Source organism: Phenylobacterium sp. J367 (genome assembly GCF_024699985.1).
In the GTDB taxonomy this organism is placed as follows: domain Bacteria; phylum Pseudomonadota; class Alphaproteobacteria; order Caulobacterales; family Caulobacteraceae; genus Phenylobacterium.
Window position 1 is genome coordinate 1,145,890 of record NZ_JAJONA010000001.1, and the last position, 16,870, is coordinate 1,162,759.

Sequence of the window (16,870 nt, forward strand, 5' to 3'; positions counted from 1 at the left end):
GCCGGAAGGAGCCCCGAAATGACGCCTGCCGCCTCCGCTCGTCCGTCCGGCCGCGACCTCCGCCGCCTGATGACGCGCCTGGGCGCGGTGGACGCAACCGACGCGCTCGCCACCGCCATGGTGCTCGCCGAGCTGCGCGAGCGGCTCGAGGAGATGGCCGGCCGCCTCGGCGAGGCCTTCGGGGCCCTGGTCGCCCTGGAGACCCTGATCTCCGCCGCCGAAGGCGCCGACGTCCTCGACCGCACGGGCCTGCTGTGCCTCCTCCAGCTCGACCTCGCCGACTTCATGGCCGAGTTCCTGGCCCCCGAGGGCCTCGCAGCCTGAGCGCTCCATGACATTCCCGTAAGCTTCCTCCGCCCCCGGCGGGTGCTAAGGGTGGGGCTCAATCATTCGGGAAGCCCCATGCTGCGTACCTTCCGGACTGCCGGCCTCGCGTTCTTTCTCGCGACCTCGGCGCTCGCGCCCGCCGCCCTCGCCCAGCCCGCGGCGGCGCAGGGGCCAGAAGGCGGCGGACGTGCCGCCGATCGCCTTCAAGCAGCGGATGCTTCCCAACGGCCTGAAGGTGTTCACCTCGCTGGACCGCTCGACGCCCAACGTCACGGTCCAGGTCTGGTACGGCGTCGGCTCCAAGGACGATCCGCAGGGCCGTTCGGGCTTCGCCCACCTCTTCGAGCACATGATGTTCAAGGCCACGAAGAACCTGCCGGCCGAGAGCATCGACCGCATGACCGAGGACGTGGGCGGCTTCAACAACGCCTCCACCTGGGACGACTTCACCAACTACTACGAGGTCGTGCCGGCCAATCACCTGGAGCGCCTGCTCTGGGTGGAGAGCGAGCGGCTGGGCTCCCTCGTCGTCGACGAGACCAACTTCAAGTCCGAGCGCGACGTGGTGAAAGAGGAGTTCCGCCAGAACTACCTCTCCCAGCCCTACGGCCGCCTCTTCGGTCTCTACATCCAGGAGGCCAGCTACGACGTCCATCCGTACAAGCGCCCCGGGATCGGCAACATCGAGGAACTGGACGCCGCCACCATCGACGACGTGCGCGCCTTCCACCAGGCCTGGTACCGGCCGGACAACGCCTCGCTGATCGTCGTCGGCAATTTCGACGAGGCCAAGCTGAACGCCTGGGTCGACCGGTACTTCGGTCCCCTGAAGAAGCCTGCCGAGCCCATGCCGGTGATCACGGCGAAGGAGCCGCCGCGGACCAGGCCCGGCGTCTTCGAGGGCTACGGCCCCAACGTGCCGCTGCCGGCGCTGGCGATCACCTGGAAGGGCCCGAACGCCGCCAGCAAGGACGCCGCCGCGCTGACCGTGCTCGACGCCATCCTCTCCGGCGGCAAGTCGTCGAGGCTCTACAACAGCCTCGTCTACGACAAGCAGATCGCCGCCGAGGCCATGTCCAACGCCGACCTCCCCGAGGACAACGGCATGTTCATGGTCGGCGCGGTCATGGCGTCCGGCCACACCATCGAGGAGGGCGAGGCCGCCCTGCTGGCCGAGGTGAAGAAGCTCCGCGACGCCCCGCCCACCGCCGCCGAACTCGCCGAGGCCAAGAACGAGCTCCTGGCCGACAGGCTGCGCGAGCGCGAGACCATCGACGGCCGGGGCTTCGCGCTGGGTCAGGCCCTGATGCTCACCGGCGACGCGGCCCGCGCCAACACCGAGCTCGCCGACCTGGCCGCGGTGACCGCCGCCGAGGTCCAGCGGGTCGCGCGGACCTACCTCGCCGACAACGCCCGGATGACCATCCGGTACCGCGCCGAAAGCGAGCGTCCCGCCGGCCAGAAGGACCCGGCGAAGCCGCCCCCGCCGAAGACCGTCGCCACCTACACCGGCCCGATCGTCACCCTGGCCCCCGAGGGCCAGCGCGTCGCCCCGCCGCCGCTCTCGGAGCCGGTCCAGCCCGTCCTGCCGAAGCCGGCGGAGAAGACGCTGGCGAACGGCCTGCGGGTCATCGTCGCCCGCTCGTCCGACCTGCCGCTGGTCACCGCCGACCTCACCGTGAAGACCGGCGCCTGGGCCGACCCCGCCGGCCTCTCGGGCACCGCCTCGATGACCGCCGGCATGCTGACCGAGGGCACGAAGACCCGTACCGCCCAGCAGATCGCCAGCCAGACCGAGGCGCTGGGCGCCAGCCTCGCCTCCGGCGGCGGCCTGGAGTCCTCCTCCGTCACCCTCAACGTCATGCCCGACAAGCTGACCGAGGCGCTGGCGATCATGGCGGACGTGGCCATGAACCCGGCCTTCGCCGACGAGGAGCTGGAGCGCCAGCGCCAGCAGGCCCTCGACGGCCTGCAGGTCGCCTACCAGCAGCCGGGCCAGCTCGCCGCCATGGCGTCCGCCCCGGTGGTCTACGCCGGCACGCCCTTCGGCCACGCGCCGGGCGGCACGCCGGACTCGCTCCCGAAGCTGAAGCGGACTGACCTCGCCACCCTGCACGCCCGGGACTTCCAGCCCCAGAATTCCATCCTTGTGCTCACCGGCGACATCACCCCGGAGCAGGGCTTCGCCTATGCCGAGCGCGCGTTCGGGGGCTGGCGCCGCGGCGCCAACCCCCGCCCGCCCCGGAGATCCGGCCCTCGTCGAAGCCCCGCGCCATCGCCATCGATGTCCCCGGCACCGGCCAGGCCTCGGTCAATGTCGTGAAGCCGGCCATCGCCCGCACCGACGCCGACTACTATCCGGGCATCGTGGCGACGACCGTTCTGGGCGGCGGCTATTCCGCCCGCCTGAACCAGGAGATCCGCATCAAGCGCGGCCTCTCCTACGGCGCCCGCGCCGGCCTCTCGACGGCCCGCACCACCGGCTCGTTCCGCGGCACGGCCCAGACCAAGAACGAGAGCGCCCCGGAGGTGCTCGACCTGATCAACGCCGAGATGACCAAGCTGGCCGCCGCGCCCGCGGGCGCGGACGAGCTCAAAGCCCGCAAGTCGGTGCTGGTCGGCGCCTACGGCCGCGAGCTCGCCACCTCCGGAGGCCTCGCCGACATCCTCGGAAACCTCGCCCTCTACGACCTGCCGCTCGACGAGATCACCACCTACACGGCCAAGGTGGAGGCGGTGCAGCCGGCCCAGGTGCAGGACTTCGCCCGGCGCGTCCTCGACCCGGCCCAGGCCAGCGTTATCGTGGCCGGCGACGCCAAGGCCTTCGAGAAGGAACTGAAGGTCAGGCTGCCGAACCTGGAGGTGATCCCGGCCGACAAGTTCGACCCGGACTCGTCGAGCCTGCGGAAGCCCTAGGCGGCGGTTCCCGTCCACCGCGCGAGATCCCGCTCGCGGCCGATGAGCGCGAGACCGGAGGCGATGGATTCCAGTTCCGCTCCGGTCTCGATCCGCTCCGCGTTGAACCGGCGGTGGAAGATCGCGCGCACCGCCGGCACCAGGGACGAGCCGCCGGTGAGGAACACCCGGTCGATCCCCTCCGGCGGCAGGCCGGCGGCGGCCAGCGCCCGGTCGACGGCCGCCTCGATCGCCTCCAGCTCCGGCGCGATCCAGCCCTCGAACTCGGCCCGCGTCACCTCGCGGACGATGGAGATCGACCCGGCCTCGAAGCGGAATTCCGCCCGCTCGGCGCTGGAGAGCGCCACCTTCAGGTCCGAGACCGCCCGGTAGAGGCGATAGCCGTAGTTTTCGTCCAGCACCTCGATCAGCCGGGCGATCTTCTCGGGCTCGACCGCCTCGCGCTCCAGCTTGCGGATCTCGCGCATGTCGCGGCTCGCCCGCATCAGGGCGAGCTGGTCCCAGCGGGCGAAGGCCGAATAGTAGCGGTTGGGGATCGGCAGGATCTTGCCGAAGCTCTCGTAGCTCGATCCCTTGCCCAACTCCGGCGACACCAGCCGGTCGATGATCCGGTAGTCGAAGGCGTCGCCGGCCACGCCCACGCCCGAGCGGCCGAGCGGCGTCGACGTGATCTCCCCGCCCGACCGTTCGAAGCGGATGATCGAGAAGTCGCTCGTGCCGCCGCCGAAGTCGCCCACCAGCACCGTGGCGTCGTGGTCGAGCTCGCGGGCGAAGAAGAACGCCGCCCCCACCGGCTCGTACGAATAGAGGATGTCCTCGAAGCCCATGCGCCGGAACGCCGTCTCGTAGCGCGACAGCGCCAGCGCCTCGTCGGGGCTGCCGCCGGCGAAGGTCACGGGCCGCCCGACGATCACCCGGGCCGGCAGGTCGGCCATCTCGGGCCCCGCATACTCCCGGACCTTCAGCAGGAAGGTCGAGAGCAGGTCCTCGAACCGGTAGCGCCGGCCGGCGATCTGGGTCTCGGTGAAGCTCGCCTGGGCCGCGAAGCTCTTGAAGCTCTGGATGAACCGGGTCTCCGCCGGATCCTCCACATAGGCCTCGATCGCCCAGGGCCCGGCCGCGATCGTCCGGTCCTGCGGATGCTCCGGCGGCGCGTGGAACGACAGGCAGGAGCGGAAGGCGAAGAGTTCCCCCTCAGGGGCGGGGAACTTCACCAGGTGCGCCGGCCCGTCCGGCCCGGCGAGCGCCACCACCGTATTGGTCGTCCCGAAGTCGATGCCGAGCGTAAAGGCGGCCGTCATCGCAGGCTCCAGGGGGCGGCGTCAGGGAGGGGCGCGCCAGATAGCACGTTCCTCCCCCATCGGGGGAGGGGGACCGCGAAGCGGTGGAGGGGGTCTGCCCAGACCGCGGTTCTGACCCCCTCAGTCGCCTTCGGCGACAGCTCCCCGAGGGGGGAGCAAAGCGGAGCGCCCCTACTCCGCCTCCACCAGCGGCTGGTCGTAGGCCGCCATGGTCGCCATGTGCAGGATCCGGCTCACCGAGGCCGAGAGCGGGGCGATCTGCACCGACTTCGACATGCCAAGCAGGATCGGCCCGATCACGGTGGCCCCGCCCAGCGACTTCAGGAGCTGGGTGGAGATCGCCGCCGAGTGGATGGCCGGCATGATCAGGACGTTGGCCGGGCCCGAGAGCCGCATGAACGGGTAGTTGCCCCGCCTGGCCGGCTCCAGGGCGATCTCCGGCGGCATCTCGCCCTCGTACTCGAAGTCGACGCCGTCGTACTCGTCGAGCATGGCCACGGCTTCCCGCACCTTCTCGCTCCGCTCGCCCATCGGGTTGCCGAAGGTCGAGTAGCTCATGAAGGCCACCCGCGGCGTGTAGCCCAGGGTGCGCACGGCGTTGGCCGCCTCGACGGCGATCTCCACCAGGTCCTCCGCCTCGGGCATCTCGGTGACGTTGGTGTCGGCGATGAACAGGGTGCGGCCCTTGGTCAGCACCACGCTCATGCCCATGATCCGGCCGCCCTCGGCCGGGTCGATCACCCGCAGCACCTCCTCCAGCACCTGGTCGAAGTTCCGGGTGACACCGGTGACCATGCCGTCCGCATGGCCCATGGCCACCATGGAGGCGGCGAAGGAGTTGCGGTCCTGGTTGATCAGCCGCTGGACGTCGCGGCGCAGGTAGCCCTCGCGCTGCAGGCGCTCGTAGAGATGGTCCACGAACGCCTCGTTCCAATGCGACGACCGCGCGTTGACGATCTCCAGCTTGGCCTCGCCCGGGTCGAGCCCGACCAGGCGCATGTTCTCGTGCACCAGCTCCTCGCGGCCCACCAGGATCGCCTGGCCCAGGCCCCCGGTCTGGAAGGCGTAGGCCGCGCGGATCACGCTGGGCTCCTCGCCCTCGGCGAAGACGATCTTCTTCTGCGGCGCGGCGAGCACCGCGCCCTGCACCTTCTGCAGGAAGGCCGCCGTCGGATCGAGCCGCTGGGCGAGCGACGCCCGGTAGGCGTCCATGTTGTCGATCGGCTTGCGGGCGACACCGGTGTCCATCGCCGCCTGGGCCACGAACGGCGGGATGTACCAGATCAGCCGCGGGTCGAACGGCGTCGGAATGATGTACTCGGGCCCGAACTTCAGCTGCTTGCCGTGGTAGGCCGCGGCCACCTCGTCCGGCACGTCCTCGCGGGCCAGCATGGCCAGGGCGTTGGCGCAGGCGATCTTCATTTCCATGTTCACCCGCCGGGCGCGCACGTCGAGCGCGCCGCGGAAGATGTAGGGGAAGCCCAGGACGTTGTTCACCTGGTTCGGATAGTCGCTCCGGCCGGTGGCCACGATGGCGTCCGAGCGGACCGCATGGACCTCCTCCGGCGTGATCTCCGGATCGGGATTGGCCATGGCGAAGATGATCGGCCGGTCGGCCATGGTCTTCACGAGCTCGCCCGACAGCGCGCCCTTTGCCGACAGGCCGATGAACACGTCGGCGCCGTCCAGCGCCTCGGCCAGCGTCCGCTTGTCGGTGTCGACCGCATGGGCCGACTTCCACTGGTTCATGTCCTCGGCGCGCCCGCGATAGAGGACGCCCTTGCGGTCCACGGCGATGACGTTGTCGTGGCGCACGCCCATGGCCTTGATCAGCTCCAGGGTGGCGATGCCCGCCGCGCCCGGGCCGTTCAGCACCACCTTCACGTCCTCGATCCGCCGCCCGGTGATCTCGCAGGCGTTGATCAGGCCGGCCGCGGTGATGATCGCCGTGCCGTGTTGGTCGTCGTGGAAGACCGGGATATCGAGCAGCTCCTGCAGCTCGGTCTCGATCCGGAAGCACTCGGGGCTCTTGATGTCCTCGAGGTTGATGCCGCCGTAGGTGACGCCGATGTTCTTGACGACGGTGATGATCTCGTCGGCGTCCTTGGAGACCACCTCCACGTCGATGGCGTCCACGTCGGCGAAGCGCTTGAAGAGCACGCCCTTGCCCTCCATCACCGGCTTCGACGCCAGCGCGCCGAGGTCGCCGAGGCCCAGGATCGCCGTGCCGTTGGAGATCACCGCCACCAGGTTGCCCTTTGACGTGTAGTCGTAGGCGGCTTCCGGATCCTCGGCGATCTTCAGCACCGGCACCGCCACGCCCGGCGAATAGGCCAAGGACAGGTCCCGCTGGGTCGCCATCGGCTTGGTGGCCTGGATGCCGATCTTCCCGGGGCGGGGATCGCGGTGGAAGCTCAGCGCCTCCTCGTCGGTGAAGGTGCGGCGGTCGTCGCTCATCCGGGGCGCTGGTCCTTGGGAAACGGGTCGTCTTGAAGGGCCGGCAACCTACAAAGCGAGGGGGTGTGGACAACCTTTGCCTTGGCGGGAACCCGAAACTTCCGCAGGGGGAAACCGTAAGCTGCCGCTTCACCTCCCCCGCGCAGCGGCGGGAGGGGGACCGTCCGCCGAAGCCAGCTCGCTGGCTGGAGAGCGGATGGTGGAGGGGCAAGCCTCACGCACTGCCCGCCGCTTGCCCCCTCCACCACCGGCTCTACGCTGCGCTCGGCCGGCGGTCCCCCTCTCCGCCATCGCTCCGCGCTGGGGGAGGTGAAAGCGCGGAAAGCGCCCCTACCCCACCCGTGCGAACCGGCTGGTCTGGCCCCCGGGTGTCAGCATCAGCATCCCTGTGACCTTGCCCGCGCCGTCGCGCTCGAACCGCATCCTGACCGGCGTCGCCGCGCCGTCGACGAAGAACAGGTCCCCCTCCAGCGGCTGCAGCACGACGGGCGGGCGGCGGCCGTTGCGGATCACCAACCGGCCGTCCTCGAGCACGACCTTCCGCGAGCCGTAGTCGCCCACATAGGCCCCCAGGGCCTGGGCTTCCCGCCCGCCCGGGGCTCAGCGCGGCATGGGCCCACTCCGCCTCGGTGGCGGCGACGCCCGACGCCGACCTGCGGATCTCGGCCAGCGCCAGCGCCTGGGCGCGGACCAGCGCCTGACCGGCCGGGACCGCCACGTCCGGCTGCACCCCCGTCCCTTCCCAGTTGCTCCGGGTGATCGGGTTCACCGGGCGGCCGTCGGACACGAACACCCGGAAGCCGTTGCCGGCCGGGCGGAAGCCGCCGGGATTGGCCGCCCCGCCGCTCGCCTCGCCGACGATCGTCGCGCGCCGGGCGGCCTGCAGGGTGTAGGCGAACGCCTCCGCCGCCGATCCCGTGCGCCCGCTGGTCAGGATGTAGAGCGGGGCGCGCAGCATCCGCTCGCCGCGCACCTCGAAGGGCGGGGTCTCGTGGGCGTCCGGGCCCCGGCTCTTGAAGGTGTTGTAGATCGGTGCGTCCTTCGGGACGAAGTAGCTCGCCAGGTAGCCGACCATGGCCGGAGACCCGCCGCCGTTGTCGCGCAGGTCGACGATCACCGCGTCCGCCCCGGAGACCAGGGTCATGGCCGCGTCGGCGCGGGCCCGGGCCGCGGCGTCCGCCGCCTGGAAGCCTGCGAAATAGCGCATGTCGATCAGGCCTATGGCGCCCGGCAGCATCTCCACCCGGTGGAAGCCCGAGGCGGTCCGCGCGTCGGAATCGTAGCCGGCCTGCCGGACGGGCCCAAGGATCGGAGCCGCCCCCTGGGCCGGCGGGGCCGCCGACCACTGGACCTGGAAATGGGCGTCCAGGGGCTTCAGCCGGGCGGTCAGCGCCTCGGCGAGGTCGAGGGGCGCGGCGTAGCGGTCGAAGGTCCCCTTGGCGGCGTCGGCCTTGAGCCCGGCGGCGATCTCGGCCCCCGGGCCGGATCGTAGTAGTTGGCGGCGATCTGGTCGGCCACGCGGCCGACCACTGCCCGGGGCTCGGCGGCCCGCGCGCCGCCACCCATGACGACGAGCGCCGCGGCCGCGGCCAGAACCAGATGACGCATCGAAATCTCCAGCAAACGCCCCTTGCGGCCCAGCTTAGCCCCGCGCCGCGCCCGCTTTAGTCGAAGGTGACTACGACCGCGCGGGATTTCGGCGTATCTGGCCCGGCCATTGACCGGCGCCGCCGTCTGGCGAGACTGCGGCCCTCATCGAGACGGGAGAGACCCCGCTGACCAGCCCCATCAGGATCGCCATCGCCGGCGCCAACGGCCGCATGGGCCGCGCCGTGGCCGACGCCGTGGAGGCCAACCACGAGCTGATCCTCGCCGCCGCCTTCGACCGCCCGGGGACCAAGGCCGACGGCCTCATGGGCCGCGAGGCCGCGCTGGCCGCCTGCGACGTGGTCATCGACTTCACCACCGGCGCGGCGTCGGCCGAGCTCGCCGCCGCCTGCGCCGCCCGCGGCGGCCCGGCGCTGGTGATCGGCTCCACGGGCTTCTCCGACGCCGAGCTGGCGACGATCGCCGAGGCCGCCAAGACCGTCGCCATCGTCCGGGCCGGCAACTTCTCGCTCGGGGTGAACATGCTGATCGGCCTGGTCCGCCAGGCGGCGAAGGCGCTGCCGGCCGCCGACTACGACATCGAGATCTTCGAGGCCCACCACCGCCGCAAGGTCGACGCGCCGTCCGGCACCGCCCTGATGCTCGGCGAGGCGGCCGCCGAGGGCCGCGGCGTCAACCTGGCCAGCGCCGGACGCCGCGCCCGCGACGGGATCACCGGCCCCCGCGACGAGGGCGAGATCGGCTTCTCCGTCCTGCGCGGCGGCGGCATCGTCGGCGAGCACAGCGTCACCTTCGCCGCCGAGGACGAGATCCTCACGCTTTTCACTCCGCCCGCGACCGCGGCCTCTTCGCCAGGGGCGCCGCCGTCGCCGCGAAGTGGGTCGCCGGCCAGAAGCCCGGCGAATACGACATGCAGGACGTGCTGGGGTTGGGCCGCTAGCCCTCTCCCTACCCTCTCCCTCTCTTCCCCCGGCTTGCGCCGGGGTCGGGGGAGAGGAGGCTATGGCTCAACGTCTCAGCTCCACTCCTCTCCCCCGCGAAGCGGAGAGGGAGAGGGTAGGGAGAGGGCCCTACTGCCCCGTGCTTCCGAAACCGCCCGCGCCGCGCGCGGTCTCGTCGAGGCTCTCGACCTCCGCCCACGCCGCCTGCACCACCGGCGCGATGATCAGCTGGGCGATGCGGTCGCCGCGGCGGATGTGGACGTCCTCCTCGCCGAGGTTGATCAGGATGACCTTCACCTCGCCGCGGTAGTCGGCGTCGATGGTGCCGGGCGTGTTCAGGCAGGTCACGCCCTGCTTGAGCGCGAAGCCCGAGCGCGGCCGCACCTGGCCCTCGAAGCCGGCCGGGATGGCCATGGAAAGGCCGGTGGGCACGGCGAACCGCGCGCCGGGCCTCAGCGTGATCGGGTCCTCGTCCGGCACGGCGGCGCGCAGGTCCATGCCGGCGGCGTGGCTGGTCTCGTAGGCCGGCAGCGGCAGGCCCTCGGCGTGGGGCAGGCGGACGATGGGGATCACGGGCGCGGCGGTCACTTCAGCTCCTCGGAGATGCGGCGGGCGAGCCTTTGGGCGACCTCGCCCTTGGCCATGCGCTCCCATCGCTCGATTCCGCCCTCGCTGACGATGGCCACGGCGTTCTCGTCCCCGCCCATGGTCCCCTCGACGCTGACGTCGTTGGCGACGATCCAGTCGCAGCCCTTGCGGGCGAGCTTGGCCTTGGCGTGGGCCTCCACGTCGTTGGTCTCGGCGGCGAAGCCGACCACCAGCCTGGGGCGCCGAAGCGCCTTCGACAGCGTCGCCAGGATGTCGGGGTTCTCGACGAGGGCGATCGGCGGCGGGCCCCTCCTTGCCCTTCTTGATCTTCTGGCCGTCCGTGGTCTCCGGCCGCCAGTCCGCGACGGCCGCCACGCAGACGGCGATATCGGCCGGCAGGGCCGCCTCGCACGCCGCCAGCATCTCGCGCGCCGTCTCCACGTCCACCCGGGTCACGCCGGCCGGGGCCGGAAGGGCCGTGGGTCCGCTGACCAGGGTCACCTCGGCGCCCAGGTCGGCCAGCGCCTTGGCGATGGCGTAGCCCTGCTTGCCGCTGGACCGGTTGGTGATCAGGCGCACCGGATCGATCGGCTCGGCGGTCGGCCCGGCCGTGACGATCGCCCGCTTGCCGGCCAGCGCACGCCCGGTCGACAGCGCCGCCATGGCCGCCTGGAAGATCGCCTCCGGTTCCGCCATCCGGCCGAAGCCGAACTCGCCGCAGGCCATGGCGCCCTCGTCCGGTCCCACGAACAGCACGCCGTCGGCCTGGAGCTGCCCGAGGTTCCGCCTGGTCGCCGGATGGTCCCACATGCGCACGTTCATCGCCGGCGCCATCAGCACCCGCTTGTCGGTGGCCATCAGGGTCGTGGACGCCAGGTCGTTGGCCAGCCCGTTCGCCGCCTTGGCCATCAGGTCGGCGGTGGCCGGGGCCACGACGACAAGGTCAGCGGACCGCGAGAGCTCGATGTGGCCCATCTCCGCCTCGTCGGTCAGCGAGAAGAGGTCGCGATAGACCTTGTCCTCGGCCAGCGCCGAGAGGGACAGCGGCGTGACGAACTCCGCGCCCGCCTGGGTGAGGATCGGCCGCACGCCGACGCCCGCCTTGCGGAACAGCCGGGTCAGCTCCAGCGCCTTGTAGGCCGCGATGCCGCCGCCGACGATCAGCAGGATTCTCTTGCCGTCCAAGGCGCGTGCGCCCCCGTGAAAGGAGGCTCCGCTCTACCCGATGCGGCCGGACTCGACAAACCCGCGGACCTGTGTTCTTTCTTTGTTCCAGCTAAGCCTTTCCAGGGAGACAACAGGATGGCCGGCTTGAAGTGGGCGCTGACGACGGCGCTCGGGACCTCCGCGGCGCTCGCCCTGCTCGCCGCCTGCGACAACGGCCCCTCGGCGGTGGCCACCGCGCCCCAGGCGGCCGGGACCCAGATGGCGACCCGGTCGGACTCTATTCCGACGGCGCCAACTTCGGCGCGCGAGCCGCGCGCCGATCACCGCGACGATCCGGTGAAGCTGGTCGACGGCCGCCCCATGTGGTCCGCCTCGCGCCGCTACTCCGCCGAGGAGAACGCGCGGCGCGCCTTCGAACGCAACGGCGAGGCCTTCGGCGCCCGCAACCTCGACCAGTTCGTGAAGAAGGCCCACGCCTTCGTGGAGCATCCGCCGGCCGGGACGCTGACGCTGACCCGCGCCAACGGCGACATCCTGTTCTACGACCCGAAGGGCAACGTCTTCGCGGTCGCCAGCAAGGCCGGCGCGCCCCGGACCATGTTCAAGCCCGACGAGGGCATGGCCTACTGGGAGGAACAGAAGAGCCGCGAGGCCCGCCGCGTCGCCAGCCGCGAGCGCCGCGCCTCGGACGATGACGAGACCTAGAGCAGCAGGCCCGCGAGGAAGGCCGCGCCCGCCGTCACCGCGCCGAGCGCGAACCACAGGAACGGGCTCGACCGGCGCTGCTCCACCACCGCCACCGCGGTCGGCGCCGGCGGGTTCTCCGCCAGCCGGGCGAGGTTGCGCAGGGCGGTCTCGACCTCGGCGGCCAGCCGGCGGACCCGGGTCGCCGGCGACAGCTCCCGGGTCATCCAGCGGCGGACCACCGGATCGGCCGCGGCCCAGATGTCATGGTCCGGGTCGATCCGCCGGGCGACGCCCTCGACGGTCATCATGGTCTTCTGCAGGAGCACCAGCTCGGGCCGGAGCCGCATGTCGAAGAGGGCGGTGATCTCGAAGAGCTGGGTCAGCACCCGGCTCATCGGCACGTCCGCCGCCGCCCGGCCGAAGATCGGCTCGCCCACCGCCCGGAGCGCCTGGGCGAAGGCGGCGACGCTGTGATGCGGGGGCACATAGCCGGCGTCGAAATGCACCTGGGCCACGTGGTCGTAGTCGCGGTTCAGGAAGCCCCAGAGGATCTGGGCGAGGTAGCGCCGCTCGGGCGCGCCCAGCCGGCCGATGATCCCGAAGTCCACCGCGGTGATCTTCGCCGGCGCCGCCACGAACAGGTTTCCCTCGTGCAGGTCGGCGTGGAACACGCCGTGGTCGAGGGCCTGGGCCAGGAAGGCCCGGATCAGGTTGTCGGCGAGCCCGGGCCGGTCGAGGCCGTCCTGGGTCAGGGCCGCCGCGTCCGACAGCGGATGCCCTTCCGCCCACTCCAGCGTCAAGACCCGCTTGCCGACGCCCTCCCAGACGACCTTGGGCGTGGTCATGTAGCCGTCCTTGGCCATGACCTCCCCGAGCTCGTCGGCGCCGGCGGCCTCGAGCCTGAGGTCGAGCTCGAGCTCGGTGGCGCGGATCACGGCGCCCGCGAAGCCCCGGGGCTCCAGCCGCCGGGCCGCCGGGACCCAGCGGTCGACGAGCCGGGCGGCCAGCGCCAGGACCTCGGGATCCTCGGCCACCCGTCGGGCGATCGCCGGGCGCAGCACCTTGACCGCCACCCGGCGGCCGTCGAGCAGGGTGGCGTCATGGGCCTGGGCCAGCGAGGCGGCCGCCACCGGGTCGCCGAACGCAGCGAACAGGCTCTCCACGCTCCGCCCGAGCGCCAGCTCCACCTCGGCCCTCGCCACCGAGGTCGGGAACGGTGGCAGGCGGTCCTTCAGCCGGGCGAGGTCCTCGGCGAACTCCCGGCCGAAGATGTCGGCCCGGGTGGACAGGAGCTGGCCGAGCTTGATCGCCACCGGCCCGAGGTTCTCGAGCGCATGCGCCAGCCGCTGGCCGGGCCGGCCCTGGCGTGCGCCGCGGCCGGCGAAGATACGCAGGACCCTGGAGAGCGTCAGCACGCTGCCGCCGTAGAGCGGCTCCAGCTCGCGGGGCAGCAGGGCGTCGTTGCGGATGAGGCTCCAGCCGGCGCCGATCAGCCGCCCGAAGGCCGCGGGTCCGCCCATCCGCTAGATCGCCCGGCCGGTGTGCAGCGCCGCCACGCCGCCGGTGAAGTTGGTGTAGCCGACGCAGGCGAACCCGGCCTCGCCGATCATGGCCGCGAACCGCTTCTGGTCCGGGAAGCGGCGGATGCTCTCCACCAGGTACTGATAGCTCTCCCGGTCGTTGGCCACACGGGCCCCGATCTCCGGGATCACCTTGAAGGACCAGGCGTCATAGGCCGCGCGCAGCGCCTCGGTCGTCGGCCGGGAGAACTCCAGGCACAGGAACCGGCCGCCCGGCTTCAGCACCCGGCGCGCTTCGCGGAGCGCCTGGGAGATGTCGGTGACGTTGCGGATGCCGAACGAGATCACATAGGCGTCGGCGCAGGCGTCCGGCAGCGGCAGGGCCTGGGCGTCCCCGACCGCCCAGGCGATCTCAGGCTCGAACCCGCGCTCGCGGCCGGCGGCGATCATCTCGGCGTTGTAGTCGACGATGAACACGCGGGCGTCCTCGCCGCCCCGGCGTTCCTGGGCGCGGCGGGCCATGCGGGCGAAGCGGCGCGCCATGTCGCCGGTGCCGCCCGCGCAGTCGATGATCGTCTCGCCCGGCTGCGGATTGAGGCGGGCGGCGACGGCGTCCTTCCAGAGCCGGTGCACGCCCCCGCTCATCAGGTCGTTCATCAGGTCGTAGCGGCGGGCCACACGGTCGAAGACGCCGCGGACCAGGCCGGGCTTGGCCTTGGGGTCCACGTCCTGGAAGCCGAAGGTGGCGGCGGGTCCGGTCATGCGACGCCTATTAGACGCCCAGGCCTTGGCGCGCCACTCCGCCCGTGCCAAGCCTGCGACATGCCCGAGCTTCCAGAGGTCGAGACCGTGCGCGGAGGATTGGCGCCCGTGCTGGTGGGCCACAGGCTCGCCCGCGTCGAGGCGCGCCGTCCCGACCTGCGCTTTCCCCTGCCCGAGAACTTCGTCCAGCAGCTCACCGGCGCGACCATCGTCGCCCTGACCCGGCGGGCGAAATATCTGATGGCCCGGCTCGACCGGGAGGACACGCTTGTCATGCACCTGGGCATGAGCGGCCGCTTCGAGATCGCCCGGCCCGAGGGGACCGTGCGGCCTGGCGAGTTCCACTACGCCGCCGACCCGGACCCGAAGCACGCCCACATCGTCTTCGAGACCGACGCCGGCGACCGCGTCACCTACTATGACCCGCGCCGCTTTGGTTACATGGGCCTGGTCAACACCGCCCTGCTGGACGTGCATCCCTGGTTCGCCGGGATCGGCCCGGAGCCCCTGTCGGACGCCTTCGACGCGCGCCGGCTGAAGGAAGCCTTCGCCGGGCGCAGGCAGGGGCCCAAGACCCTGCTGCTCGATCAGCGGATCGTGGCGGGCCTCGGCAACATCTATGTCTGCGAAGCCCTGCACCGCTCGCGGATCTCTCCGTTCAAGCCGGCCGGGCGGATCACGCGGCCGAGGCTCGAGGTGCTAGCGCAGGCGGTCAAGGACGTGCTCGCCGAGGCGATCGCGGCCGGCGGCTCCTCGCTGAAGGACTTCGCCTCCACCGACGGCGCGCTCGGCTATTTCCAGCACCGGTTCCGGGTCTACGACCGCGAAGGCCGGCCCTGCCCGAACGAAGGCTGCGGAGGCGTGATCTCCCGGAAGGTTCAGGCCGGCCGCTCCACCTTCTTCTGCCCGGTCTGCCAGAAGTGAGGCGGATCGCGGCGCTCCTGATCGCCGTGGCGGGCCTCGCGGCCGGCTGCGCGCGGGCCGAACCGCCTGTCTGGACGGTCACCGACCGCGACTCCGAGATGGTGATCTTCGGCTCGGTGCACGTGCTGCCGCCGGGTCTGGACTGGCGGTCCGCCGCGCTCGACCGGGCCGTGAAGCGGGCCGACGACATCTGGTTCGAGCTGCCGATGACGCCGGGCGTGGCCGACGAGAGCGCGCGGCTCGCGCTCCGCGCCGGCCTGCTGCCGCAGGGCCAGGCGCTGTCCAAGCTGCTGACGCCCGAGGACGCCCAGCGCCTGGCCAGGGTGGCCATGGCCTACGATGTCGATCCGGCCATGCTGGAGGCCTTCCGGCCCTGGATGGCCGAGCAGGCCCTGGCCGGGGCCGCCTACCGGCGGGCCCAGGCGTCGGACGCTCACGGTGTGGAGGAGACCCTCGCCGCCGCCGCGCGGCCGGAGACCCAGCGGCGCGCCTTCGAGACCCCGGCCGAACAGATCGGCTTCTTCGCCAATGTCCCGCTCAACGAGCAGATCGCCTCCCCTGAACCAGACGGTCCGGGAGATGGAGACCGACCCCGACGAGTTCGCCCTTCTCGTTCAGGCGTGGATGGACGGCGACCTCGCCGCCATCGACCGGCTGGCGATCGCGCCGCTGAAGACGTCCGCGCCCACGCTCTACCGCCGGCTGGTCGTCGAGAGGAACGCCCGCTGGGCCGCCACGCTCGACGGCCGCCTGAAGGGCGAGGGCCGCACCGTGGTCGTGGTCGGCCTCGGTCACCTGGTGGGCCCGGAAGGCGTGCCGGCCCGGCTGCGGGCGCTTGGCTATTCCGTGAAGGGGCCTTAAGCCCGCGCTCAAGGACCAGCGGAGGCGCCGATGAGCTACGAGACCCTGATCGTCGAGACGAAGGATGGGGTGACGCTCGTCCGGCTGAACCGGCCTGAAGCGCTCAACGCGCTGAATTCAACCCTGCTGGGCGAGCTCGGCCAGGCGCTGGACGCGGCGGCGGCGGACGACGCGGTGCGGTGCGTGGTGATCACCGGCTCGGAGCGGGCCTTCGCCGCCGGCGCCGACATCAAGGAGATGAGCGACAAGTCCTATGCCGAGATGTTCACCCAGAACTTCTTCGGCGCCCGCGGCCCAGAAGATCGAGGGCTTCCGCAAGCCGATCATCGCGGCCGTCGCGGGCTACGCCCTGGGCGGCGGCTGCGAGCTCGCCATGCTCTGCGACTTCATCATCGCCGCCGATACCGCCAAGTTCGGCCAGCCGGAGATCAACCTCGGCGTCGTGCCCGGCATCGGCGGCACCCAGCGGCTGACCCGTTTCGTCGGCAAGTCCAAGGCGATGGACATGATCCTGACCGCCCGGATGATGGATGCGGCCGAGGCCGAGCGCGCGGGGCTCGTGAGCCGCGTCGTGCCGGCCGACAAGCTGGTCGAGGAGGCGATGGCCGCCGCGGCGAAGATCGCCGGCCAGTCGCCGCTCGCCGTGGCCATGGCCAAGGAGCTGGTGGACGCCGCCTACGAGACCACCATGACCGCCGGCGTGGCGCTGGAGCGGCGCCTCTTCCACTCCCTCTTCGCCTTCGACGACCAGAAGGAGGGCATGGCCGCCTTCGTCGAGAAGCGGAAGCCGAGCTTCACGGGCCGGTAGTTC

At 71.7% G+C, this 16,870-nt stretch carries 11 protein-coding genes and 5 pseudogenes; 8 read left to right on the plus strand and 8 right to left on the minus strand.

Annotated features, from left to right (window positions below; all coding sequences use genetic code 11):
• Positions 1–18 precede the first annotated feature (18 nt).
• On the plus strand, positions 19–324 hold the full coding sequence (locus LRS04_RS06265) for a hypothetical protein (RefSeq protein WP_257815633.1): 306 nt from the start codon (positions 19–21) through the stop codon (positions 322–324).
• Positions 325–541: 217 nt separating this feature from the next.
• Positions 542–3,243 (plus strand): annotated as a pseudogene (locus LRS04_RS06270) (M16 family metallopeptidase).
• Here LRS04_RS06270 and LRS04_RS06280 read toward each other — a convergent pair.
• The 4 genes from LRS04_RS06280 to LRS04_RS06295 all read right to left on the minus strand — a co-directional run bounded on the left by LRS04_RS06280 (position 3,240) and on the right by LRS04_RS06295 (position 8,609).
• Complete coding sequence (locus LRS04_RS06280) at positions 3,240–4,544, minus strand: Hsp70 family protein (RefSeq protein WP_257815635.1); 1,305 nt, start codon at positions 4,542–4,544, stop codon at positions 3,240–3,242. The pseudogene LRS04_RS06270 and the gene LRS04_RS06280 overlap by 4 nt on opposite strands.
• Positions 4,545–4,715: 171 nt before the next feature.
• A complete protein-coding gene (locus LRS04_RS06285) occupies positions 4,716–7,001 on the minus strand; it encodes an NADP-dependent malic enzyme (protein ID WP_257815636.1) in 2,286 nt (761 codons plus the stop codon).
• A gap of 253 nt (positions 7,002–7,254) precedes the next feature.
• Positions 7,255–8,238, minus strand: coding sequence for a S41 family peptidase (locus LRS04_RS06290; protein WP_257815637.1), 984 nt, complete (start codon positions 8,236–8,238; stop codon positions 7,255–7,257).
• A gap of 149 nt (positions 8,239–8,387) precedes the next feature.
• Complete coding sequence (locus tag LRS04_RS06295) at positions 8,388–8,609, minus strand: hypothetical protein (protein ID WP_257815638.1); 222 nt, start codon at positions 8,607–8,609, stop codon at positions 8,388–8,390.
• A 167-nt stretch (positions 8,610–8,776) separates the two neighbouring features.
• On the opposite strand from LRS04_RS06295, the pseudogene dapB reads away from it, so the two are divergent.
• Positions 8,777–9,549 (plus strand): annotated as a pseudogene (gene dapB, locus LRS04_RS06300) (4-hydroxy-tetrahydrodipicolinate reductase).
• A 130-nt stretch (positions 9,550–9,679) separates the two neighbouring features.
• Here dapB and dut read toward each other — a convergent pair.
• Together dut and coaBC are read right to left on the minus strand one after the other, a co-directional pair.
• Complete coding sequence (gene dut, locus LRS04_RS06305) at positions 9,680–10,138, minus strand: dUTP diphosphatase (RefSeq protein ID WP_257815639.1); 459 nt, start codon at positions 10,136–10,138, stop codon at positions 9,680–9,682.
• Positions 10,135–11,323: pseudogene (gene coaBC, locus LRS04_RS06310) on the minus strand (bifunctional phosphopantothenoylcysteine decarboxylase/phosphopantothenate--cysteine ligase CoaBC). Before coaBC ends, dut begins: the two are co-directional and overlap by 4 nt.
• 117 nt (positions 11,324–11,440) lie before the next feature.
• Between coaBC and LRS04_RS06315 the strand changes: the two are divergent.
• Positions 11,441–12,010 (plus strand): hypothetical protein, encoded by a 570-nt coding sequence (locus tag LRS04_RS06315; protein ID WP_257815640.1) that lies wholly within the window; start codon positions 11,441–11,443, stop codon positions 12,008–12,010.
• Here the strand turns inward: LRS04_RS06315 and ubiB are convergent.
• Entirely contained in the window at positions 12,007–13,512 is a 1,506-nt protein-coding gene (gene ubiB, locus LRS04_RS06320) for a 2-polyprenylphenol 6-hydroxylase (protein ID WP_257815641.1), read from the minus strand. The genes LRS04_RS06315 and ubiB overlap by 4 nt on opposite strands.
• A 3-nt stretch (positions 13,513–13,515) precedes the next feature.
• Positions 13,516–14,274 carry a class I SAM-dependent methyltransferase gene (locus LRS04_RS06325; protein WP_257815642.1) on the minus strand — a complete coding sequence of 253 codons (759 nt, stop codon included), beginning with the start codon at positions 14,272–14,274 and terminating at the stop codon, positions 13,516–13,518.
• 60 nt (positions 14,275–14,334) lie between these two features.
• On the opposite strand from LRS04_RS06325, the gene mutM reads away from it, so the two are divergent.
• The 4 genes and pseudogenes from mutM (at position 14,335) to LRS04_RS06340 (ending at position 16,867) form a co-directional block, all read left to right on the plus strand.
• A complete protein-coding gene (mutM, locus tag LRS04_RS06330; protein WP_257815643.1) occupies positions 14,335–15,198 on the plus strand; it encodes a bifunctional DNA-formamidopyrimidine glycosylase/DNA-(apurinic or apyrimidinic site) lyase in 864 nt (287 codons plus the stop codon).
• A gap of 26 nt (positions 15,199–15,224) precedes the next feature.
• Positions 15,225–15,740 (plus strand): annotated as a pseudogene (locus LRS04_RS27680) (TraB/GumN family protein); the annotation flags it as partial.
• A 37-nt stretch (positions 15,741–15,777) separates the two neighbouring features.
• A complete protein-coding gene (locus LRS04_RS27685; RefSeq protein ID WP_374577118.1) occupies positions 15,778–16,059 on the plus strand; it encodes a TraB/GumN family protein in 282 nt (93 codons plus the stop codon).
• A gap of 30 nt (positions 16,060–16,089) precedes the next feature.
• A pseudogene (locus LRS04_RS06340) lies at positions 16,090–16,867 on the plus strand (enoyl-CoA hydratase).
• Positions 16,868–16,870: the final 3 nt, after the last annotated feature.